Source organism: Paenibacillus sp. RC334, from assembly GCF_030034735.1.
Lineage (GTDB): Bacteria > Bacillota > Bacilli > Paenibacillales > Paenibacillaceae > Paenibacillus > Paenibacillus terrae_A.
The window spans coordinates 4999458-5021989 of sequence record NZ_CP125370.1 but is presented as its reverse complement, the minus strand read 5'-3'; the positions used below and the strand labels follow the sequence as shown (position 1 = coordinate 5021989).

The following is a 22532-nucleotide window of genomic DNA, read 5'->3' as shown; positions in this document are numbered from 1 at the left end:
TGATCAGAGGCAGTTACGTTATGCATAATTTTATTTGTTTTTTAACTCAGTTTATCCCGTTATGTTCATAACCTGTGACTAAATACAACAAGAAGTGAATACTTAACATACTTCCGTATAATCGTCTTAGCTTAGCGCAGTTACACGTCTATAGTTCGGTTTCCACATGAGTTCACGAAGCGACTGTTCTATATGATCTGTTTGGACACTGGCTGTACCGTCCTGTATAGCTGCTTTGGCCACGGCTAAGGCTACAAGCAAAGGATACCTCTTTCAGCTTGTGTACACTGGGGAGAAGGGCGCTTCCGGGTTTAGTGCTGTCCACCATCTCGGCTACAGCATTTGCAGCGGCAGTAAACATACTTCCAGTGATCGTCTTGGCCTGTACTGCAATCGCGCCAAGCCCCAATCCTGGGAACACAAATGCATTGTTCGATTGTCCAATCTCATAAACCGTCCCTTCATAGGTGACAGGCTCAAAGGGGCTTCCAGTAGCGATAAGCGCCCTACCTTGTGTCCAGCGGATCAGATCCTCTGGAATTGCCTCTGCGAGCGCTGTAGGGTTAGACATAGGCATAATGATAGGCCGTTCAACGTGGTTAGCCATTTCTTTTATAATTTTCTCTGAGAAAGCCCCATGGACACCTGAGGTGCCGATCAGTATAGTAGGCTTAATCTGACGAATGACCTCAAGCAGAGTAATTTTACCGTCATCGGACCGTGCCCATGAACGTACTTCGTCTTCGGAACGTAGATAGGGCTTTTGGAAATCGAATATATTCTCCATCCCCTCGATTAACAGCCCTCGGTAAACATAAAGCCAAAAACGTTGGCTATTTTCTTTCTCAGATAGTCCTTGCTTCATCATAGCATCTCGAATCTGGTCGGCATTTCCAATCCCTGCAGCACCGGGGCCAATCTTTTCCTTTGAGCGGAGTAGCGAGCGAACCGTCTTCGTTGACGTAAAAAGCTTCCATTCAAGCAAACCTTCTTTCTTTGACTAATTACTTTTAGTTGCCAAGTAACTTTAGGATCATTCCCAAATGAACTGTATAAGAATATTTTATATAAAGTCAATGAACCTGGTCGGATACGAAGGATAGGGTTATAGAATGCTGACAGAACAACGATCCTGCTAATTTCAGGCTTAAAAATGGTTATCTCAGGCCCACATACTGTGGATTGACAATGAATATGAAAGTTTTATACTTTATTTATTCTTATTAGTTTAGTCGGCTTTTGGAATATGGCACTTATTTATGAATCTTCAGACGGAGGCGCATTAATAATGAACTTATTGGAGAAAGAAGCATTGATTAAGGTCAAGGCAATTGAGCTGGAAGAGGCTACGCCCGAGGAAATTATCCAGTATGCTGTTCATACATTCCCCAATCTAACCTTTGCTTGTAGCTTTGGGGCGGAGGATGTAGTGCTTGTAGATATGCTGCAAAAAATTAGTCCCTCCAGTGATGTTTTTTATTTGGACACTGACTTTCATTTTCAAGAAACTTACGATACGCGTGATCAGATGAAGGAAAAATACAACATGGATTTTGTGCGGGTATCTCCCTTAATTACTCCGGAAGAGCAAGCGGCTAAGCATGGAGAAGAGCTTTGGAAATCAGATCCCAACACATGTTGTGGTATACGTAAAGTAGAGCCGCTAATACGTATTTTATCGCAATACGATGCATGGATTACTGGCATTCGCCGAGATCAGGCTCCTACCCGTGCAAATGCAAAAAAGATTGAGTATGACGAAAAGTTCGGTCTCGTTAAATTCAATCCTTTGGCAAGCTGGACATCAGAGGACGTGTGGAACTATATTCATACGCATGAAGTGCTGTATAATCCGCTACATGATCGTAACTATCCCAGCGTCGGTTGTGAGCAGTGCACGCGTGAAGTCCTTCCGGGCGAAGATCCTCGTGCTGGACGCTGGTCAGGTAATGAGAAAACGGAGTGTGGACTCCATCAATAACGATACACAATTAGCTGTGAATGGCATTTATGAACAGAAAGGAAGTGCATTATGACTGCAATTCTCCCGCATGGTGGAACGCTTATAGATAGAATCATTACAGGTTCAGAGCAAAAAACACTTTTGCAGGCCGCCCGTGAATTGTTTCCTATCCGTGTAAATTCGTGGACTATTTCCGATCTGGATTTGATTGGAGTGGGGGCATTTTCTCCGCTGACAGGGTTTATGAACGAAGCCGACTATCGGTCAGTGGTAGCGGATATGCGTCTTGCCGATGGCACAGTCTGGAGTATCCCCATTACGCTTGCGGTTACGGAGAGCATAGCCGGGGAACTGACATTAGGGCAACAGGTCGCTCTAGTGGGCGAAACGGACGGTACCATTTATGCTGTACTTGATATTGAGAGTATATATCAGGTTGATCAGGCAGAGGAGGCCAGACGTGTATTCAAGACGAATGATCCGGCGCATCCTGGTGTCAATAAACTTTTGGAGCGACCAACTACTTATGTAGGGGGATCTGTACAGGTATTGAATCGGCCAGAACCCGCGCAATTTGGTGAGTTTTATTACACACCGGCGCAGACGCGCAATCATTTTGCTGAAAAAGGCTGGAAAACAGTAGTAGGATTCCAAACGCGTAATCCCGTACACCGGGCGCATGAGTATATCCAAAAAAGCGCGATGGAGATTGTAGATGCGTTATTTCTGAATCCGCTCGTTGGTGAAACCAAGTCAGATGACGTTCCAGCAGATGTGCGGATGAAGAGCTATCTGGTGCTGCTGGACAACTATTATCCGGCTGACCGTACTTTTCTGGGTGTGTTTCCTGCTGCCATGCGATATGCTGGTCCGAGAGAGGCCATTTTTCATGCGATTGTGCGGAAGAACTACGGTTGTACCCATTTTATTGTAGGAAGGGACCATGCGGGTGTAGGAGACTATTACGGCACATACGAAGCACAGGACATTTTCAGAAACTTCACACCTGAGGAACTGGAGATCATCCCGTTGTTCTTCGAACACAGCTTTTATTGCACCCGATGTGGAAATATGGCCTCTAGCAAAACATGCCCTCATCCCAAGGAACATCATTTGACGCTTTCAGGCACCAAAGTTCGGGAATTGTTACGTTCGGGGGTTTGTCCGCCTCCTGAATTTACACGACCGGAAGTCGCCCAAGTGTTGATTGAAGGTATGAAAGAATTTGTTCATTCCTGAGTTGTACTATTTACACGCCTCGTCCCATATAGATCATTAGTATCTGTATAGGGACGGAGGCGTTTTGTTATGCAAAAAAATAATCGTAAACACGAGGTTACACTGTGGATTCGCTATCGGACGCTGAAAAAAATACTGCTGGGCTGCTGTCTCGCCGTTCTGTTTATCACGCTGGCTCTATATGAGATACCTGCTTCGAGAGCCTGGACCCATTGGAGTCTTCCGCTTACTGGTAAAGTAATTGCCATAGATGCAGGACATGGAGGGCCCGATGGAGGGGCTGTCAGCAAAGAAGGTGTCATTGAGAAGGACATTAATCTGGCGATTGCCTTTTTTTTGCGAGATTATTTGCAACAAGCAGGAGCCGTTGTCGTCATGACTCGGGAGGCTGACCGTGATCTGGCACAGCAAGAAACCAGGGGCTATGCGAGAAGAAAAACGGAGGACCTGAAGCAGCGTGTACGCATGATTGAGGAACATAAAGCGGATCTCTTTTTAAGTATTCACATGAACAGCGTCCCGTCGAGCCGCTGGAGTGGAGCCCAAACCTTTTACGTCCCTAATCATGCGGATAACGAAAATTTGGCCTCCCTCATTCAGGAGGAGATTAAACGCAACCTGGAGAACACAAACAGAGTGGCCAAGACGGTGAATACGGTATATTTGCTCAAGGCCCTCAAAATGCCATCAGCCCTCGTAGAAGTCGGCTTTTTATCCCATCCAGAGGAAGCCAGACGACTGAGTGACGAGACCTATCAGAGACAGGTGGCGGCAGCAATATACAAGGGATTGTTGCGTTATAGCGCTGGGGAAAAGAGGTCATCGTCAGCACCTGAGGTCAGATAGTGGTATACTGTAAGTGTTTACAACTACGTAAATTCATTGAAGCAGAGGTGCTGATTATTCATGCAATCCAGAGAGCAAGTTATAGAGCTACTTCAACAGGTACGAGAGCCTCACACGGGTCATCGTTTGGTCGATCTTCATTTTATTCGGGATGTTGTTATTAAAGAGGATCGTGTATCCTTGACCGCGATTAGTCTGAACCCAGAGGAAGGGGCGAGGGTAGAGCTGGAGAGGGAAATCAGACAGACGTTGGAAGGAGCGGGGCTGAACCATATTCATATTCGTATCCGTGAAGCGTCTGAGCATGAAAGATCCGCCATTCACACGGGAGAGAATGCGGAGGAAGTGGCTGACCCGGTTTTGACCAAGGGACATGCTGTTGGTATGGAAGAACATGAGCTGCTGAATCCGGCATCTGGCGTACGATTTATTGCGATTGCCAGCGGAAAAGGGGGTGTCGGTAAATCGACGGTGGCTGTAAATTTAGCGGCTGCTTTGGCTAGACAGGGCAAACGTGTGGGTTTGATTGATGCTGACATTTATGGATTTAGCGTACCGGATATGATCGGAGTCGAGGACGTTCCTACCGTAGAAGACGGTATTATTCAGCCGGTGGAGCGATTTGGCATCAAGATTATGTCTATGGGCTTTTTTGTCAGGGAGAACAACCCCGTGATTTGGAGAGGTCCCATGCTGGGAAGAATGCTCAGACAGTTTTTTAGCGATGTGGAATGGGGCAAGCTGGATTATATGATTCTTGATTTACCACCGGGAACCGGGGATGTAGCGCTTGATGTACACCAGATGATCCCTCAGAGTGAAGAAATTATTGTGACTACCCCTCATGCCACGGCAGCCTTTGTCGCCGCACGTGCAGGAGCAATGGCGCTCCAAACGGATCATAAGGTCATTGGCGTTGTGGAGAACATGTCCTATTATGTATCCTCTACCGGAGAGAAGGACTATGTTTTCGGCCGTGGAGGTGGGGCTATGCTGGCGGACACCCTTCATACAAAGCTGCTGGCGCAAATTCCGCTGGGTATTCCAGATAACCATCCGTCAGAGGCGGATTTCTCACCATCTGTATATAAATCCGAATCGGCAACGGGAGCGATCTATAACGATATCGCCACTCAAATTACGACGCTACACGCCGAATCTGAATAAGAAAAAAAGGCTGGTTGCTGAACCAGCCTTTTTATTATTGACCTCCTTGTCCGCCGCTGCTATCACCACTACCGCCACCTTGTTTTTCACCGCTTGATCCGTCTTGACCACCACTTTTTTCTCAACCTTGGGTTGAAGCTCTTCTTGTACGACAGTTTTGAGTAAATTCATGACCTCAAGTCGGAAAATAGGATTCTGCATCGCATCGTGCATAACCGTCATAGATTGTTTGCGGTATTCAGGGGTTTTAGTTAAATCCATATACATTTTGGTCAGTTCTGGAGATTTGAGCATCGCTTCAATAGATTTTTGATAAGAAGGGTCTTTAATAAGTTGCATATGAAGTTGCTTACTTTGGCTGTTGATGGCCTTGGCAAATTCACCGGCAAAGCGCGGATCAGTCATAATTTTTTCGATTTCCTTTTTGTATTCCGGAGAAACCAGGGTATCCTTGACTGCGATTTTCATCTGTTCTGCTGACTGTGTGGGCATAATCATTTTCATCCCCATACTGCCGCCGCCGGAACCTCCCCCAGATCCACCGCTTTCGCTGCCTTGACCGGATTGCCCTTCTTTGGAGGAGCTGCTTTCTCCCGTCAAAGCCTCCTCCACTGCTTTTTTCCCGTCATCGCTTTTTAAAATATCGACAACCATCGTTTTCATTTCTTTATAGCTGTTCTGGGGAGGCGCGGAGCTCTGGTCCGAACCACAGCCGGTCAGCGCAACGCCCAGTACACATATCATGCTGACTAATCGCAAACGAGTCCAATTCATGGCCGTATTCCTCCTTCATCATGAATGTGGATAGTATGCGAATGGATAAGGTGAAATATGTCGCCTGACTTTTGGTTTTTTGTTGAGAACGTTGTAAAATAACTCCTTAAAGCCCCATGGCCTGATCACGAACCTCTTTGCCTTTTACTGTGCCCTGTTGAAGCAGTTCGGATACAGTTACAAATTCATAACCTTGCGCACGCAATTTGTCGATAATGACGGGCAGCGCTTCATGAGTTTGTTTACAGGAATCACTGGCATGCAGAAGAACAATGTCGCCGGGATGTGCTTTCTTCACAACACGGTCAATAATGACCTGAGTACCTGGGTTTTTCCAATCTAAAGAATCCGTGTCCCACTGGATTGTTTTGTAGCCTAAAGTGCTGGCGACCTGAAGAACCCTTTTGTCGAAATCACCATTAGGCATACGGATCAACTTCGGCGGCTGCCCGGTCAGCTCAGTCAACGTGGTGTGGGCTGTTGAAATCTGCTTACGAATGTCCTCATCACTTAGACTGCTGTAATTTTCATGTTTATGTCCATGGCTGCCGATCTCATATCCGCTGTCTTTAATCCGATTCACAAGCTCCGGATGCGTTTTACTCCATGGGGAAGAAAGAAAGAAGGTGGACTTGGTCACTTTTTTGTCCTTGAGAACCTTTAGGATGGGTTCAGTACGCTTATCTCCCCAACTAATGTCAAAGGTAAGAGCGATCAGCTTTTTGTCTGTGGGTACACTATAAATGGCCGCTGGTGCTTCCTCGGAAAAAACGGTAACATTATCGGTTTCAACATAAATAACCCCAATAGCGAAAATGGCCGCCGCTGCTACGATAAAGAACCGTTTAATTTTTTTGCCGTTCAGTACATAGAAAAAAGAATTCATGGTTAATAACGCCCCTTTCATCATAGAAGTGCTTGTTTACTTAAAGCTATGCCTGGGGTTGTCAATTATGCCATTGGACTAACAGGAGGGATTGATCTGATGGGATTAAAAGCATTTCTTCACGATTTACACACTACAAGACGGTTGATTTTAGTTTCCGCATTTCTGTTTTGCATAAGTATTCTGGTGGGTTGGTTAAGTACAGGCGCTATTCAATCCATATTGGCTCAACAAATGGCAGGGTTGGGGGAAGTGGCTCAGCGTTTACAACAGTCTGAACATCCTCAATGGAGCTTTTTTGTGTTCATCTTTTTCAATAATGCGATCAAGTGTGTGCTGGTTATATTTATCGGGTCTTTATTTGGAATCGTACCGATTGTATTTTTGATTATGAATGGGATGGTTTTGGGGTTTGTCGTACACTTACAGACGGATATGGGCAGAAGCTTGTATGAGGTTATTGTAAAAGGACTGCTTCCGCATGGTGTGATTGAATTACCTGTTTTAATTATCGCCTGTGCTTTCGGTTTGAAGTTTGGGGGGCAAGTAATGTCCTCGATCAGTGCAGGCATAGGTTTGAAACGAAAAGGGCTTGCCCAAACGTGGGAGCTCTTTATGAAACAGACGTTGAGGGTGTCTATATGGTCCGTTGTTCTGCTGCTTATTGCAGCTGCAATTGAGAGTGGAATAACATATCGTTTAATGTCACATTAAAATATTATGGTCGGTTATTTATATTTTTCCTGAAAATTGAACATAACAAAGGGGAGAGCCCAAAGAGAAAACATGGAATTAAATCCGAATAAGTTTGAAACCTTAGCAGTTGAGTTTAAAAACAGGTAAAGACTGGAACAATAGTTGGGCAAATATAAGCACTATATAATAAGCTGATAAGGGAGTATGGTCATATGCTGGGAATGCTGTTTAACGAAAAAGAATGCAAGGAACTGGATTATGTTCTTCGTAAGGAACTTGATGAAATGCTGCTTGATATGAGCGATACCCGATTGGATCAGGATATTCGTTATGCGATAGCGCTTCGGTATAAAACAGTTTTCCGCATGTACGCCCGCTTTGCACCCGCCAAGGAACTATCCAAATATGCCCGTAGAGGGCGCGTCCCGCAAACCAAACAATAAAAGATATAAGAGCCAACTTATAAATCCAGAGATATCAGGAAGTTAACTCTTAAGAAGTTTATACTTTCTGATATCAAAATAAGTATTGACTCTATTTAGGATTCATGGTAAATTAATTTTCGTTCCTTTTTAAGGAATTTGCTCGAAAAAAGAAATTTAAAAAAACTCTTGCAAATCTTAAAAAGTAATGATATATTATAAAGGTCGCCACTGAGACGCGGTGATGAAACAAAGTAAGAACGAAAACAAGAGAACAAGAAGGTTTGATCTTTGAAAACTGAACAACGAGTGAGTACGGATTTTGCTTGCAAAATCCAACGCTGAGATTTTGGTACATGCCGTCAGGCTGTATAAAATGGAAGCGAACAATGAGATATTTTATCTCGTCAGTTTCAAAATGAGCATATCGCTCTTTCTATAAACCAGCTTCGGTTGGTCTTTAATGGAGAGTTTGATCCTGGCTCAGGACGAACGCTGGCGGCGTGCCTAATACATGCAAGTCGAGCGGGGTTGTTTTAAAAGCTTGCTTTTAAAACAACCTAGCGGCGGACGGGTGAGTAACACGTAGGCAACCTGCCCATGAGACTGGGATAACTACCGGAAACGGTAGCTAATACCGGATACATCCTTTCCCTGCATGGGGGGAGGAGGAAAGACGGAGCAATCTGTCACTGATGGATGGGCCTGCGGCGCATTAGCTAGTTGGTGGGGTAAAGGCCTACCAAGGCGACGATGCGTAGCCGACCTGAGAGGGTGATCGGCCACACTGGGACTGAGACACGGCCCAGACTCCTACGGGAGGCAGCAGTAGGGAATCTTCCGCAATGGGCGAAAGCCTGACGGAGCAACGCCGCGTGAGTGATGAAGGTTTTCGGATCGTAAAGCTCTGTTGCCAGGGAAGAACGTCTTGTAGAGTAACTGCTACAAGAGTGACGGTACCTGAGAAGAAAGCCCCGGCTAACTACGTGCCAGCAGCCGCGGTAATACGTAGGGGGCAAGCGTTGTCCGGAATTATTGGGCGTAAAGCGCGCGCAGGCGGCTCTTTAAGTCTGGTGTTTAATCCCGAGGCTCAACTTCGGGTCGCACTGGAAACTGGGGAGCTTGAGTGCAGAAGAGGAGAGTGGAATTCCACGTGTAGCGGTGAAATGCGTAGATATGTGGAGGAACACCAGTGGCGAAGGCGACTCTCTGGGCTGTAACTGACGCTGAGGCGCGAAAGCGTGGGGAGCAAACAGGATTAGATACCCTGGTAGTCCACGCCGTAAACGATGAATGCTAGGTGTTAGGGGTTTCGATACCCTTGGTGCCGAAGTTAACACATTAAGCATTCCGCCTGGGGAGTACGGTCGCAAGACTGAAACTCAAAGGAATTGACGGGGACCCGCACAAGCAGTGGAGTATGTGGTTTAATTCGAAGCAACGCGAAGAACCTTACCAGGTCTTGACATCCCTCTGATCGGTCTAGAGATAGATCTTTCCTTCGGGACAGAGGAGACAGGTGGTGCATGGTTGTCGTCAGCTCGTGTCGTGAGATGTTGGGTTAAGTCCCGCAACGAGCGCAACCCTTATGCTTAGTTGCCAGCAGGTCAAGCTGGGCACTCTAAGCAGACTGCCGGTGACAAACCGGAGGAAGGTGGGGATGACGTCAAATCATCATGCCCCTTATGACCTGGGCTACACACGTACTACAATGGCCGGTACAACGGGAAGCGAAAGAGCGATCTGGAGCGAATCCTAGAAAAGCCGGTCTCAGTTCGGATTGCAGGCTGCAACTCGCCTGCATGAAGTCGGAATTGCTAGTAATCGCGGATCAGCATGCCGCGGTGAATACGTTCCCGGGTCTTGTACACACCGCCCGTCACACCACGAGAGTTTACAACACCCGAAGTCGGTGGGGTAACCCGCAAGGGAGCCAGCCGCCGAAGGTGGGGTAGATGATTGGGGTGAAGTCGTAACAAGGTAGCCGTATCGGAAGGTGCGGCTGGATCACCTCCTTTCTATGGAGAATCGTTTCCTGCAATGGAAACATTCAACTCAGCAGGTACAATGTACCTGCGAACGGATATTCAATTCGGTTCATCACATCTGTGTGAATGAAATGAATATCCAAAGCGACTCACTCGTTGCTCAGTTTTGAGAGCTTAAACTCTCAAACGTTTGGTGGCGATAGCGGAGGGGTTCCACACGTACCCATCCCGAACACGACCGTTAAGCCCTCCAGCGCCGATGGTACTTGGACCGCAGGGTCCTGGGAGAGTAGGACGTCGCCAAGCGCAACCACTAAAGAAGAATTTCTTTGGTGGTTTATTATGGGCCCTTAGCTCAGCTGGTTAGAGCGCACCCCTGATAAGGGTGAGGTCGGTGGTTCGAGTCCACTAGGGCCCACCATATAACTTTATATTACTCTTTGGGGCCATAGCTCAGCTGGGAGAGCGCCTGCCTTGCAAGCAGGAGGTCAGCGGTTCGATCCCGCTTGGCTCCACCAATTACAACTTCATCAAAAAAACTGCATGATGATCATCAACTCTTCGGAGTTTGAGCGATAATCACACAGGTTACAGTTTCGAAGAAACTGTATTGCACCTTGAAAACTGGATACCGAAACGAAATTGCGTTTTAGAATATTCCTTTACGCTGATCTTGTGTAAACAAGTGAAATAAAGGTAGCAGGTAAGGAAAGATATTTTGCCTTTGGTAAACATCATTCTTTATCGAACATCGATATTTTCTTTCTTTGAAAGAAAAATCTAGGTTAAGCTACAAAGAGCACACGGAGGATGCCTAGGCGCCAGGAGCCGACGAAGGACGTGGCGAACAACGATAAAGCCTCGGGGAGCTGTAAGCAAGCTTTGATCCGGGGATGTCCGAATGGGGAAACCCGGCTGTCTTCATCGACAGTCACTTTCTGCTGAATACATAGGCAGAACAGAGGCATACCAGGGGAACTGAAACATCTAAGTACCCTGAGGAAGAGAAAACAATAGTGATTCCGTCAGTAGCGGCGAGCGAACGCGGATTAGCCCAAACCAAGGAGCTTGCTCCTTGGGGTTGTGGGACGTCTCACATGGAGTTACAAAGGAACCGGTTAGATGAAGAGGTCTGGAAAGGCCCGCCAGAGAAGGTAAAAGCCCTGTAGTTCAAAACCCGTTCCCTCCGAGACGGATCCCGAGTAGTGCGGGGCACGTGAAACCCCGTATGAATCCGGCAGGACCATCTGCCAAGGCTAAATACTCCCTGGCGACCGATAGTGAAGCAGTACCGTGAGGGAAAGGTGAAAAGCACCCCGGAAGGGGAGTGAAATAGATCCTGAAACCGTGTGCTTACAAGAAGTCAGAGCCCGATCTATGGGTGATGGCGTGCCTTTTGTAGAATGAACCGGCGAGTTACGTTCCCGTGCAAGGTTAAGGTGAAGAGCTGAAGCCGCAGCGAAAGCGAGTCTGAATAGGGCGAGTTAGTACGTGGACGTAGACCCGAAACCGGGTGATCTACCCCTGTCCAGGGTGAAGGTGCGGTAACACGCACTGGAGGCCCGAACCCACGCATGTTGAAAAATGCGGGGATGAGGTGGGGGTAGCGGAGAAATTCCAATCGAACCCGGAGATAGCTGGTTCTCCCCGAAATAGCTTTAGGGCTAGCCTCGGAATAAGAGTCGTGGAGGTAGAGCACTGATTGGGTGCGGGGCCCGCAAGGGTTACCAAGCTCAGTCAAACTCCGAATGCCATAGACTTGGTTCCGGGAGTCAGACAGTGAGTGCTAAGATCCATTGTCGAAAGGGAAACAGCCCAGACCATCAGCTAAGGTCCCCAAGTGTGTGTTAAGTGGGAAAGGATGTGGAGTTGCACAGACAACCAGGATGTTGGCTTAGAAGCAGCCACCATTGAAAGAGTGCGTAATAGCTCACTGGTCGAGTGACTCTGCGCCGAAAATGTAACGGGGCTAAACACGCCACCGAAGCTATGGCTTGATGCTTTGCATCAGGGGTAGGGGAGCGTTGAATGCGGGTTGAAGGTGTACCGTAAGGAGCGCTGGACTGCATTCAAGTGAGAATGCCGGTATGAGTAACGAAAAGATCTGTGAGAATCAGATCCGCCGAAAGCCTAAGGGTTCCTGAGGAAGGTTCGTCCGCTCAGGGTAAGTCGGGACCTAAGGCGAGGCCGATAGGCGTAGTCGAAGGACAACAGGTCGAAATTCCTGTACCACCGTAATCCGTTATGAGCGATGGGGTGACGCAGTAGGGTAGTGACGCGGACTGATGGATGTCCGTCTAAGCAGTGAGGCTGGTGTGTAGGCAAATCCGCACATCGTAAGGCTGGGCTGTGATGGGGAGCGAAAATTACAGTAGCGAAGGTCATGATCTCAGACTGCCAAGAAAAGCCTCTAGCCAGGAGAAGGTGCCCGTACCGCAAACCGACACAGGTAGGCGAGAAGAGAATTCTAAGGCGCGCGGAAGAACTCTCGTTAAGGAACTCGGCAAAATGACCCCGTAACTTCGGGAGAAGGGGTGCCTCGGTAGGGTGAATAGCCCGAGGGGGGCCGCAGTGAAAAGGCCCAAGCGACTGTTTAGCAAAAACACAGGTCTGTGCGAAGCCGCAAGGCGAAGTATACGGGCTGACGCCTGCCCGGTGCTGGAAGGTTAAGGGGAGTGGTAAGTCCTTTTTAGGGCGAAGCTATGAACCGAAGCCCCAGTAAACGGCGGCCGTAACTATAACGGTCCTAAGGTAGCGAAATTCCTTGTCAGGTAAATTCTGACCCGCACGAATGGCGTAACGACTTGGGCGCTGTCTCAACGAGAGATCCGGTGAAATTTTAATACCTGTGAAGATGCAGGTTACCCGCGACAAGACGGAAAGACCCCATGGAGCTTTACTGCAGCTTGATATTGAATTTGGGTACGATCTGTACAGGATAGGTGGGAGCCTAAGAGACTTGAGCGCCAGCTTGAGAGGAGGCATCCTTGGGATACCACCCTGATCGTATCTAGGTTCTAACTTGGTACCGTGATCCGGTACGAGGACAGTGTCAGGTGGGCAGTTTGACTGGGGCGGTCGCCTCCTAAAGAGTAACGGAGGCGCCCCAAGGTTCCCTCAGAATGGTTGGAAATCATTCGAAGAGTGCAAAGGCAGAAGGGAGCTTGACTGCGAGACCTACAAGTCGAGCAGGGACGAAAGTCGGGCTTAGTGATCCGGTGGTACCGCATGGAAGGGCCATCGCTCAACGGATAAAAGCTACCCTGGGGATAACAGGCTTATCTCCCCCAAGAGTCCACATCGACGGGGAGGTTTGGCACCTCGATGTCGGCTCATCGCATCCTGGGGCTGAAGTAGGTCCCAAGGGTTGGGCTGTTCGCCCATTAAAGCGGTACGCGAGCTGGGTTCAGAACGTCGTGAGACAGTTCGGTCCCTATCTGTCGTGGGCGTAGGAAATTTGAGAGGAGCTGTCCTTAGTACGAGAGGACCGGGATGGACGTACCGCTGGTGTACCAGTTGTTCCGCCAGGAGCACCGCTGGGTAGCTATGTACGGAAGGGATAAGCGCTGAAAGCATCTAAGCGTGAAGCCCCCCTCAAGATGAGATTTCCCAATTAGTAAGACCCCTTGAAGACGACGAGGTAGATAGGTTGGGGGTGGAAGTGCAGTAATGCATGGAGCTGACCAATACTAATCGGTCGAGGGCTTATCCTAAGTATAAGACGCAATGGAGTTTCGGATCCAGTTTTCAGGGTGTAACACCTTGAAGGTATGTAGAAGATACATACGACAAGCGCAGGGCTATTCATTCACACGGTTAGTGATGAACCGAATACCTGTACGGAAGAATTTGTTTTACAAATTCATGTTTGGTGGCGATAGCGGAGGGGTTCCACACGTACCCATCCCGAACACGACCGTTAAGCCCTCCAGCGCCGATGGTACTTGGACCGCAGGGTCCTGGGAGAGTAGGACGTCGCCAAGCGAATCCTTATGATTACTATTCCCTGATAGCTCAGTTGGTAGAGCACTCGACTGTTAATCGAGTTGTCACAGGTTCGAGTCCTGTTCGGGGAGCCTTTGCTCTCATAGCTCAGCAGGTAGAGTGCATCCATGGTAAGGATGAGGTCACCGGTTCGAACCCGGTTGAGAGCTTGTGTTAGGGCCCGTTGGTCAAGCGGTTAAGACACCTCCCTTTCACGGAGGTAACAGGGGTTCGATTCCCCTACGGGTCATAGGATAGTATGGAGGCTTAGCTCAGCTGGGAGAGCATCTGCCTTACAAGCAGAGGGTCGGGGGTTCGAGCCCCTCAGCCTCCACCATATTTCATCCTCTTACCTGGTTGAAATGTTGGGGAATTGTGAATCATATGCATATTGGGGATTAGCCAAGCGGTAAGGCAACGGACTTTGACTCCGTCATGCATAGGTTCAAATCCTATATCCCCAGCCATTAAGAGCCATTAGCTCAGCTGGTAGAGCACCTGACTTTTAATCAGGGTGTCGAAGGTTCGAATCCTTCATGGCTCACCATTTTATTACATGCGCGTGTGGCGGAATTGGCAGACGCACTAGACTTAGGATCTAGCGTCTTTGACGTGGGGGTTCAAGTCCCTCCACGCGCATCTTGTTTTTGCGGACGTGGCTCAGCGGTAGAGCATCGCCTTGCCAAGGCGAGGGTCGCGGGTTCGATTCCCGTCGTCCGCTCCATATTTGCGCCCTTAGCTCAGCTGGATAGAGCGTTTGACTACGAATCAAAAGGCCGGGAGTTCGAATCTCTCAGGGCGCGCCATTTTAAAAAATTATACGTCGGGATGTAGCTCAGCTTGGTAGAGCACCTGGTTTGGGACCAGGGGGTCGCATGTTCAAATCGTGTCATCCCGATACTAATTTGCGGGTGTAGTTCAATGGTAGAACTTCAGCCTTCCAAGCTGATAGCGTGGGTTCGATTCCCATCACCCGCTTACTGATTACCTAGAAGCCGAGAGGCTTCTTTTTATTTTGTCCACATTACATGAGCTTTCTCTGTGTATAGGTTATTGCAAAAATCTCCTGTCATGCACAGTTGGGGATGACTTGTGCATATTGTGCATATTGTACATAGGCGCTCGTTACTTTTAACACCCAGATCCCGTATTTCCCCTTTTACGTATCCCTTTCTCCTGTAGTAAGGCTAATTTTGTGATCAAATTCCTTCGATATAGGAATCCTATGACCATTAACGATCCGGATTCATGGTGATAACTCCAAGGCAGCTGTATTGAGTTGTACACAATGGCTTCTTTTTATGTGGGTATAGCTGAGTCTGGAAGGAAAAATAGCTCGGAAATATTGAAATTATGGTTGATTTGTGTATATCTTTGTGGATAGAAGCTTATTGGGTTTCACTTTGTCAACAAATAATAAACATATGCACATAATGATGCATGTTTTTTTGTTTAGGAAATCATGCTGTTTATAACACCTGTGCATAAAGTTTCGATGATTCTCTAGGCCATAAAGAAATTTCGTTTATTAAATTTCATTTTTATGCATAAAAAACCAATATATTCTCAAAAAAAGTATTTTAAAAGCGTGACTTTTTACTGTAAATTTTGCAGCTTTTCACGCGTTTTTATTGTATGATGTTAAGAAAGTGTCAAATTTCGTGTGTATACGTACCTTTGCAACAAAGCTGTATTTGGTGTGAACAGATCAGATGGGGGGAAAAGCATGACTGAGCTTACGTTAACCGCTAACAAAAACCAATCCAACAATCTGCTACGGCGGGACGTTCGTTTTCTGGGGAATATTCTTGGTGAGGTTTTGGTTCATCAGGGTGGCAACGAACTTTTGGATATCGTGGAAAAGATACGTGAGACAAGTAAATCGTTACGTGCCGGGTATCAGCCGGAGTTGTATGAGAATTTCAAACAAATCGTTAGCGGACTGGATACGGACATTCGTCACCAGGTTATTCGCGCGTTTGCGATTTATTTTCAGTTAGTGAATATTGCCGAGCAAAATCATCGTATCCGCCGCAAACGGGACTATGAGCATTCTGCTGGTGAAGATGTTCAACGTGGTTCAATTGAAAGCTCTGTTCAGGAGCTTAAACAGGGTGGATTTTCGGCTGAGGACGTTAGCAGTCTGCTGGAGGAGCTTTCACTGGAGCTGGTTATGACCGCACATCCTACAGAAGCCACGCGACGGGTGATTTTGGACATTCACAAGCGCATTTCCGAGGACGTCATGCTGTTGGATAATCCTATGCTTACCTTGCGGGAGCGGGAACAGGTGCGGGAAAATCTGCTGAATGAAGTGATTACACTATGGCAGACAGACGAACTTCGTGATCGTAAGCCAACTGTGTTAGATGAAGTTAGAAACGGGATGTATTATTTTCATGAGACTTTGTTTCATGTGCTGCCGGACGTATACCAAGAATTGGAACGATGTTTAGGCAAATATTATCCTGAGCAGAAATGGCATATTCCGACCTATTTGAGATTTGGCTCCTGGATCGGTGGGGACCGGGACGGCAACCCGTCTGTTACGGCTCATGTTACTTGGGAAACGTTACGTATGCAGCGTAAGCTGGCTTTGAGAGAATATCAGCACACGCTGAAGGAATTTATGGGTTATCTGAGCTTTAGCACTAGCATTATACGTGTCTCTGATGATTTGCTGGCTTCTATTGAGGAAGACCGGACCCATATTACGCTTAAAAAGATGGAAGTGTGGCATAACGAAAAAGAGCCTTATCGCATCAAGCTGGCCTACATGATAGCCAAGGTGAATAATATCCTGGATGAAAGCAAGCAGGGCACGAAGGAACGTTATAGCTCTGCTGAAGAGCTTATTGCGGATCTGAACGTTATTGACGACAGCCTGCGTCATCATTTTGCGGATTATGTGGCAGATACTTATATTCAAAAGATGATTCGTCAGGTAGAGCTGTTCGGCTTCCATACGGCTACGCTGGATGTACGTCAGCATAGTCAGGAGCATGAAAATGCAATGACTGAAATCCTCTCTAAAATGAATATTGTTGCGGATTATGGCAAGCTCCCTGAGGAAGAAAAAATAGACCTGCTGGAAAAGCTGCTGAACGAGCCTCGTCCGATCACGTCGCCGTATTTGAAATATAGCGACAGCACGCAGGAATGTCTTGATGTATATCGTACGATTTATCTGGCTCAGGAGGAATTTGGCAAGCAATCCATTACAAGCTACTTGATCAGTATGACTCAGGGAGCAAGCGACTTGCTGGAAGTTATGGTGCTGTCTAAAGAAGTGGGTCTGTTCCGTATCGAGAAAGATGGCACAGTCGTATGTACACTGCAATCCGTTCCTCTATTTGAAACGATAGATGATCTGCATGCTGCCCCTAGTATTATGAAGAGGCTGCTGAATTTGCCTGTATATCGCCAATCTGTGGCAGCAATGGATCAGCTTCAGGAAATCATGCTGGGATATTCAGATAGTAACAAGGACGGCGGTGTGGTGACGGCGAACTGGGAGCTTCGGGTTGCGATGAACAGCATTACGGAAGTGGTTAATGAGTTCGGCGTAAAAGTGAAGTTTTTCCACGGACGCGGGGGAGCACTGGGACGCGGAGGAATGCCGCTTAATCGCAGCATTTTGGCCCAACCTCCTCATACGATCGGAGGCGGCATCAAGATTACGGAGCAGGGTGAGGTACTCTCATCCAGATACTCGCTCAAGGGCATCGCTTATCGGAGCCTGGAACAGGCAACGTCAGCTCTGATTACCGCAGTAGCATATAACCGTTCCGGTAAGAAGGAAGTGTTCGAGGAGAGCTGGGAAGAGATCATTGCCCGTATTTCCGAGGTATCGCTGGAGAAGTATCAGGATTTGATTTTCCGCGACCCTGATTTCTTCACTTTCTTCAAGGAATCAACGCCATTGCCTGAGGTGGGTGAGCTGAATATCGGCTCTCGTCCGTCCAAGCGTAAGAACAGTGAACGTTTTGAGGACTTGCGCGCAATTCCATGGGTTTTTGCATGGACGCAAAGCCGTTACTTGCTGCCTGCTTGGTACGCGGCCGGAACTGGGCTGCAAAGCTTCTATCAGAACAATGAGGATAACCTCAAGGTGCTGCAAACAATGTTTAAGGAATCAGCTTTCTTCCGCTCCCTTATTGATACACTGCAAATGGCGATTGCGAAGGCGGATTTACTGATTGCAGAGGAATATGCAGGGATGTCCGATAATGAAGAGGCTCGCCAGCGCATTTTCGGACAAATTTCAGCGGAATTCAAGCTGACGTCCGAGCTGATTTTGAAAATAACAGGACAATCGGAAATTCTGGACGATGTGCCGGTAATTCAGGAGTCCATCCGGCTGCGTAATCCTTATGTCGATCCGTTAAGCTACTTGCAAGTTCAGTTGCTTAGTGAGCTACGCGAACTGCGTGACCAGAACGGGGACGATACGGAGCTGCTGCGTGAGGTACTGTTAACCATTAACGGAATCGCCGCAGGGCTGAGAAACACAGGCTGATACAGCTTGGCGCATGAATACAGGCAATCGGGCGCTTATGGGTGCCCGATTGTGCTGTCTGCATGCATATGACGGAGCAGGAGTCCTATTGGGTCAACGCTACAGTTGATTTTCCAATAAAATTGAACTACGATGAATTATCATAACAATGTAATGAGCAACCCATCAGCAAGTCTGGGGGAGTATAGAGTGGATAATATGGAAAGCCGCTTGGTTAGGCTGGTGCAGAAAGGTGATCAGCGAGCTTTTGCGGAGTTAGTCGAGTTATATAAAGATCGGATTTTTCATCTTTCCTACCGGATGCTAGGTAATCGCCATGAGGCGGAGGATCTGGTGCAGGAAACTTTTTTGCGTGTATATCGTAATTTGGAAAAATATGATCATGGGCAGAAGTTTTCAACCTGGATTTACCGGATTGCGACGAATCTGTGCATTGATCGTCTGCGAAGGAGAAAGCCTACATATTCACTGGATGCTGAGATGAATGAGCAGGAAGGTGTGGATGGCTATGCAATGCTCGCCAGCGAAGAGCTCACACCTGAGGGCCATACGCTGTTGTCCGAGACACAATCCTTAATTCATAATGCCATTGACAGCCTTCCAGACAAATACAGGACAATTATGGTTTTGCGTTACTTGCAGGAGCTTTCCTTGCAGGAAATTAGCGATGTGCTTAATCTTCCGGTCACTACCATTAAGACAAGGGTTCACAGGGGCCGGGATTTTCTACGCAAAAAATTGGAGCACAAGCTGTAAATCATGTGTTCAGGGTCTTGAAAAGTGCTCGCACAGATGTTTTTGTGAAACATATTGCTCGTTGTAGCGTATGTAAAGTGAGCAAAGTTTCTAAGCCGGAGCATGTTATGTAGAGAAACACGGAAGAATATTAGAAAGGATTGGCTCATATGGATTGCAAACAAGCCGTCTCTTTTATGCATGACTATCTGGATGGCGACCTGTCCGAGCAGGACAAACAGGAATTAGAGCATCATTTGTTCACCTGCCCGGAATGCCGCATGCGTTTTAAAGAGCTGGAGCGGACGGATGCGATGCTTTATGGTACACGGCATCAAGTGCCGTGTGTATCGGATGAGCTGACACTTCGCATTATGAATGCTTTGCCGCCGCATAGAAGAGCGCCAATTGTGCCTATGCTGACTTGGGTAAAAAGGCACCCGGCTGTTACGGCCGCAGCTTTCTTTCTTGTTATTATATGCTCAAGTATGGCAAGCTTTTCAACCACAGACCATCAATTGGTAGTCAAGGGAAGCCATCTGGATCAGGTTGTTATTCAAGGGGATACTGTAATTGTGCCTGAGGGTAAATCCATTGCTGGAGATTTGACCGTGCAAAATGGCAAGGCTCGGGTATATGGCGATGTGGAAGGCAATGTAACTGTAATTGACGGTTCTTACTATCAAGCGTCTACAGCACACATTGCAGGACAGGTCAAAAGTATTGATCAAACCTTGGACTGGATTTGGTATAAAGTTACTGATTTGTTCGGAGATACGTTCTCTCCATAAAAGAAGCTTGAACTGGCAAGAATGATATCGAGCGCCTCTTCCGCTGGAAAAGGCGCTTTTTTTGTATATGAAGCTGGCGATTTGTACTGTATTTTACTGATTTTAGTGGTTCTTTTGTCGTGCGGCTTGCAACGCGGGCCTTATCGTTATAACCTAGATAGAGAGAACATACTGTGTACATATTACACTCACTCACTACAGAAAATTGCGGGGGCATGCGCATGTTGGATTATTTCGCGGACCTGACTTGGAAAGAGTCCATTAAAGATATTATCGACATCCTGATCGTAACCTATATTATGTATCAGCTTATTTTACTTGTTCGCGGAACGCGTGCAGTTCAATTGCTTAAAGGAATTCTGTTCCTGGTCGTCATTTGGGCAGTTAGCACGTGGTTTGATCTGTATACGCTCAAGTGGCTGATGAATCAGATGTTCACCTTTGGTGTGGTAGCTATTTTCATTATTTTTCAGCCTGAATTGCGCCGTGCCTTGGAACAACTGGGGCGAGGCAAGCTGTTTGGGCGTTCGTCTGCGGATGATGAGGAGATAAACAAGTTAATCGGGGAAATGATTAAGGCGCTGAATTATTTATCACGTAGAAAAATAGGGGCTTTGGTCGTATTTGAACGCGAAACGGGGCTAAACGAATACACGGAGTCTGGTATCAAGACACAGGCAGTGGTCAGTTCCGAATTGCTTATCAACATCTTTATTCCAAATACGCCTCTGCATGATGGTGCAGTTATTATTCAAAATAAGCAGATTGCTTCTGCGGCCTGTTACTTACCACTGTCGGAAAATCCGTTTATCAGCAAGGAGCTGGGAACTCGTCACCGGGCAGCGATTGGGGTGAGTGAGGTAACGGATGCCGTAACTGTGGTGGTATCAGAGGAGACAGGGCAAATTTCTTTGGCTATCAATGGGCAGGTCGTGCGCGATATTAAAGAAGAATCCTTAATATCCAAGCTGTATGAGGAGCTGCGGCCGACACCGACTTTGAAGGAAAAACGCGGCTCATTCTGGAATCGGAGGGGAGGCCGTGGAAATTCATGATGGACAAATGGATTAACAACAATACGATTTCTAAAATATTGGCACTCGCGGTTGCCGTCCTGCTGTGGGGAATGGTTCATCTGGATACAGGTACGCCTTCGTCCACGCTGACCGTTTCTTATGATAATAAAGTGATTGATAATGTAGGTATTCAGGCCAGCGGTCTGGATGAGTCAAAATATGTATTATCTACAATGGATACTGACCATGTGAAGATGGAGGTTAGAGGACAGCGTTCCGTGCTGACTTCTTTTTTCGCAGATAATTACCAGGCCCAATTGGATTTAAGTGGGTTGGGAGCAGGCACCAAAACCTTGCCACTCGTAGCGAATCTGCCCAATGGCGTGGAGTTGGTATCTATGACTCCTAGTCGTGTGACAGTCACGATTGAGGAAAAGCAAACGAAATCATTTGATGTTTCTATTGTTTCCAAGGGTAAACCGGATACCGGCTTGCAGCTCGGAGAGCCTGTGGTTGCCCCTCAAACGGTGAAGGTCACCTTGCCTAAAAGCCAGTTGAGTACAGTGGCTGCGGTGCAGGGGGCTGTTGATACGGAGGGAATCTCGGAGAAGTTTGAACAGAAACGGGTGAAGCTGAAGGCTTACAACAAAAAGGGGCAGGAACTTACAGGAGCGGTTATTGAGCCTTCCACAGTGTCTGTTGAAATCCCGGTAACCCAGCAAACGAAGTCCGTGCCTGTGAAAATTGTCTATTCCGGAGAGCTGCCGAACGGTTTGGCGCTTTCCAAAGTAAATGCAAATGTAAAAGAAGCGATCGTATACGCCTCGCAGGATGTTTTGAGCAGCCTTAGCTCCTATGTTACGGCTACACTCGATCTGAGCCAATTAACGGAAGCAGGGACCCACACAGTTCAAGCTAATTTGGCAGCGCCCGCCGGTTCTGATAAAATCGAGCCTGGCTCGATACAAATTCAGGTGACAGTTGTGCCATCTAATCAGGTGACCGATGCGGAGCGAACATTGTCAGGCATTCCGATTGTTGTGCAGGGGGCAGCAGACGGGACGACTGCGACGATTACAACGCCTGCAGACAAGACGATGGATGTTACTGTGAAGGGGCCGCAGGATATGATCAGCAATTTAACCAACGATGATATTAGTTTGGTTGCAGACGTGAGTGGTCTGGAGGCTGGTCAGCATGAGGTTGCTTTGAAGGTAGGCTTGCCCAAATACATTACGCAATCCGGAAACGCCAGCCAGCTAACGGCAACGGTGAACATTGAGAGCCCTTCAACGCCGGCTGTAACGAATCCAAGCAGTGGGAATGAATCAACCCCTTCCGGCAGCGGTAATAAGGGGCAGGAGAGGCCACAGGAGGGCCAGAGCGGTCAAGGCGGCTCCTCTGATGCGAAACCCGGGGACAATGCGGCTGCGGAGGATAAAACAAATCCTCATAACGGCGCAGATTCTTCTGCAAATGGAACCCCGGAGAGCGGTCAGCCATAAC

12 protein-coding genes, 13 tRNA genes, 4 rRNA genes and 2 pseudogenes are annotated in these 22532 nt (G+C 47.5%); 28 read left to right on the top strand and 3 right to left on the bottom strand.

Going from position 1 to position 22532, the window contains the following annotated elements; genetic code table 11:
* Positions 1–126: 126 nt before the first annotated feature.
* Positions 127–916: pseudogene (gene maeA / locus QMK20_RS23040) on the bottom strand (oxaloacetate-decarboxylating malate dehydrogenase); the annotation flags it as partial.
* A 372-nt stretch (positions 917–1288) separates the two neighbouring features.
* Between maeA and QMK20_RS23035 the strand changes: the two are divergent.
* From QMK20_RS23035 to QMK20_RS23020, 4 genes are all read left to right on the top strand, one after another.
* A complete protein-coding gene (locus tag QMK20_RS23035; RefSeq protein WP_283653463.1) occupies positions 1289–1981 on the top strand; it encodes a phosphoadenylyl-sulfate reductase in 693 nt (230 codons plus the stop codon).
* Positions 1982–2032: 51 nt separating this feature from the next.
* Positions 2033–3202, top strand: a complete 1170-nt coding sequence (gene sat / locus QMK20_RS23030) for a sulfate adenylyltransferase (RefSeq protein WP_283653462.1) — start codon at positions 2033–2035, stop codon at positions 3200–3202.
* A 69-nt stretch (positions 3203–3271) separates the two neighbouring features.
* On the top strand, positions 3272–4048 hold the full coding sequence (gene cwlD / locus QMK20_RS23025) for an N-acetylmuramoyl-L-alanine amidase CwlD (RefSeq protein WP_283653461.1): 777 nt from the start codon (positions 3272–3274) through the stop codon (positions 4046–4048).
* Positions 4049–4108: 60 nt separating this feature from the next.
* On the top strand, positions 4109–5215 hold the full coding sequence (locus QMK20_RS23020; RefSeq protein WP_283653460.1) for an Mrp/NBP35 family ATP-binding protein: 1107 nt from the start codon (positions 4109–4111) through the stop codon (positions 5213–5215).
* Positions 5216–5249: 34 nt separating this feature from the next.
* Here QMK20_RS23020 and gerD read toward each other — a convergent pair.
* Positions 5250–5989, bottom strand: a pseudogene (gerD, locus tag QMK20_RS23015) (spore germination lipoprotein GerD).
* A 106-nt stretch (positions 5990–6095) separates the two neighbouring features.
* Positions 6096–6875 (bottom strand): polysaccharide deacetylase family sporulation protein PdaB, encoded by a 780-nt coding sequence (gene pdaB / locus QMK20_RS23010; protein WP_283653459.1) that lies wholly within the window; start codon positions 6873–6875, stop codon positions 6096–6098.
* Between the two features lie 99 nt (positions 6876–6974).
* Here pdaB and QMK20_RS23005 point away from each other — a divergent pair, with 99 nt between their 5' ends.
* The 24 genes from QMK20_RS23005 to QMK20_RS22890 all read left to right on the top strand — a co-directional run bounded on the left by QMK20_RS23005 (position 6975) and on the right by QMK20_RS22890 (position 22531).
* Positions 6975–7589 (top strand): stage II sporulation protein M, encoded by a 615-nt coding sequence (locus QMK20_RS23005; RefSeq protein WP_283653458.1) that lies wholly within the window; start codon positions 6975–6977, stop codon positions 7587–7589.
* A 194-nt stretch (positions 7590–7783) separates the two neighbouring features.
* Positions 7784–8014, top strand: coding sequence for a hypothetical protein (locus QMK20_RS23000; protein WP_013312131.1), 231 nt, complete (start codon positions 7784–7786; stop codon positions 8012–8014).
* Between the two features lie 439 nt (positions 8015–8453).
* Positions 8454–10011: ribosomal RNA gene (locus tag QMK20_RS22995) — 16S ribosomal RNA — on the top strand.
* A gap of 159 nt (positions 10012–10170) precedes the next feature.
* Positions 10171–10287 (top strand): 5S ribosomal RNA (gene rrf, locus QMK20_RS22990).
* Between the two features lie 38 nt (positions 10288–10325).
* Positions 10326–10402: transfer RNA gene (locus QMK20_RS22985), tRNA-Ile, on the top strand.
* A gap of 21 nt (positions 10403–10423) precedes the next feature.
* Positions 10424–10499 (top strand) — tRNA-Ala (locus tag QMK20_RS22980).
* Positions 10500–10764: 265 nt separating this feature from the next.
* A 23S ribosomal RNA gene (locus QMK20_RS22975) occupies positions 10765–13694 on the top strand.
* 154 nt (positions 13695–13848) lie between these two features.
* Positions 13849–13965 (top strand): 5S ribosomal RNA (gene rrf, locus QMK20_RS22970).
* The 16S, 23S and 5S rRNA genes sit together here with 13 tRNA genes alongside, the layout of an rRNA operon.
* Positions 13966–13984: 19 nt before the next feature.
* Positions 13985–14057 (top strand) — tRNA-Asn (locus tag QMK20_RS22965).
* A 5-nt stretch (positions 14058–14062) separates the two neighbouring features.
* Positions 14063–14135, top strand: a tRNA-Thr gene (locus tag QMK20_RS22960).
* 8 nt (positions 14136–14143) lie between these two features.
* Positions 14144–14215, top strand: a tRNA-Glu gene (locus QMK20_RS22955).
* A gap of 11 nt (positions 14216–14226) precedes the next feature.
* A tRNA-Val gene (locus QMK20_RS22950) sits at positions 14227–14302 on the top strand.
* Positions 14303–14357: 55 nt separating this feature from the next.
* A tRNA-Gln gene (locus QMK20_RS22945) sits at positions 14358–14432 on the top strand.
* 4 nt (positions 14433–14436) lie between these two features.
* A tRNA-Lys gene (locus QMK20_RS22940) sits at positions 14437–14512 on the top strand.
* An 11-nt stretch (positions 14513–14523) separates the two neighbouring features.
* Positions 14524–14604: transfer RNA gene (locus tag QMK20_RS22935), tRNA-Leu, on the top strand.
* Between the two features lie 10 nt (positions 14605–14614).
* Positions 14615–14689, top strand: a tRNA-Gly gene (locus tag QMK20_RS22930).
* 5 nt (positions 14690–14694) lie between these two features.
* Positions 14695–14771, top strand: a tRNA-Arg gene (locus QMK20_RS22925).
* Positions 14772–14789: 18 nt separating this feature from the next.
* Positions 14790–14863, top strand: a tRNA-Pro gene (locus QMK20_RS22920).
* A 9-nt stretch (positions 14864–14872) separates the two neighbouring features.
* Positions 14873–14943 (top strand) — tRNA-Gly (locus QMK20_RS22915).
* A gap of 748 nt (positions 14944–15691) precedes the next feature.
* Entirely contained in the window at positions 15692–18484 is a 2793-nt protein-coding gene (ppc, locus tag QMK20_RS22910) for a phosphoenolpyruvate carboxylase (protein WP_283653457.1), read from the top strand.
* 189 nt (positions 18485–18673) lie between these two features.
* Positions 18674–19240: an RNA polymerase sigma factor SigW gene (gene sigW, locus QMK20_RS22905; RefSeq protein ID WP_149096482.1), complete on the top strand. Its 567-nt coding sequence runs from the start codon at positions 18674–18676 to the stop codon at positions 19238–19240.
* Positions 19241–19389: 149 nt separating this feature from the next.
* Positions 19390–20010: a zf-HC2 domain-containing protein gene (locus QMK20_RS22900; RefSeq protein ID WP_283653456.1), complete on the top strand. Its 621-nt coding sequence runs from the start codon at positions 19390–19392 to the stop codon at positions 20008–20010.
* A 221-nt stretch (positions 20011–20231) separates the two neighbouring features.
* Positions 20232–21065: a diadenylate cyclase CdaA gene (gene cdaA / locus QMK20_RS22895; RefSeq protein WP_283653455.1), complete on the top strand. Its 834-nt coding sequence runs from the start codon at positions 20232–20234 to the stop codon at positions 21063–21065.
* On the top strand, positions 21062–22531 hold the full coding sequence (locus QMK20_RS22890; RefSeq protein ID WP_283653454.1) for a CdaR family protein: 1470 nt from the start codon (positions 21062–21064) through the stop codon (positions 22529–22531). The genes cdaA and QMK20_RS22890 overlap by 4 nt, the downstream gene beginning before the upstream one ends.
* The last annotated feature ends 1 nt before the right edge of the window (position 22532 follow it).

Bases quoted from the DNA above. Each gene is read 5' to 3' on its own strand.
- ppc (WP_283653457.1), top strand. From the start codon at position 15,692: ATGACTGAGCTTACGTTAACCGCTAACAAAAACCAATCCAACAATCTG.
- cwlD (WP_283653461.1), top strand. From the start codon at position 3,272: ATGCAAAAAAATAATCGTAAACACGAGGTTACACTGTGGATTCGCTAT.
- QMK20_RS23035 (WP_283653463.1), top strand. From the start codon at position 1,289: ATGAACTTATTGGAGAAAGAAGCATTGATTAAGGTCAAGGCAATTGAG.
- cdaA (WP_283653455.1), top strand. From the start codon at position 20,232: ATGTTGGATTATTTCGCGGACCTGACTTGGAAAGAGTCCATTAAAGAT.
- QMK20_RS22900 (WP_283653456.1), top strand. From the start codon at position 19,390: ATGGATTGCAAACAAGCCGTCTCTTTTATGCATGACTATCTGGATGGC.
- QMK20_RS23005 (WP_283653458.1), top strand. From the start codon at position 6,975: ATGGGATTAAAAGCATTTCTTCACGATTTACACACTACAAGACGGTTG.
- pdaB (WP_283653459.1), bottom strand. From the start codon at position 6,875: ATGAATTCTTTTTTCTATGTACTGAACGGCAAAAAAATTAAACGGTTC.
- QMK20_RS23000 (WP_013312131.1), top strand. From the start codon at position 7,784: ATGCTGGGAATGCTGTTTAACGAAAAAGAATGCAAGGAACTGGATTAT.
- QMK20_RS22890 (WP_283653454.1), top strand. From the start codon at position 21,062: ATGATGGACAAATGGATTAACAACAATACGATTTCTAAAATATTGGCA.
- QMK20_RS23020 (WP_283653460.1), top strand. From the start codon at position 4,109: ATGCAATCCAGAGAGCAAGTTATAGAGCTACTTCAACAGGTACGAGAG.
- sat (WP_283653462.1), top strand. From the start codon at position 2,033: ATGACTGCAATTCTCCCGCATGGTGGAACGCTTATAGATAGAATCATT.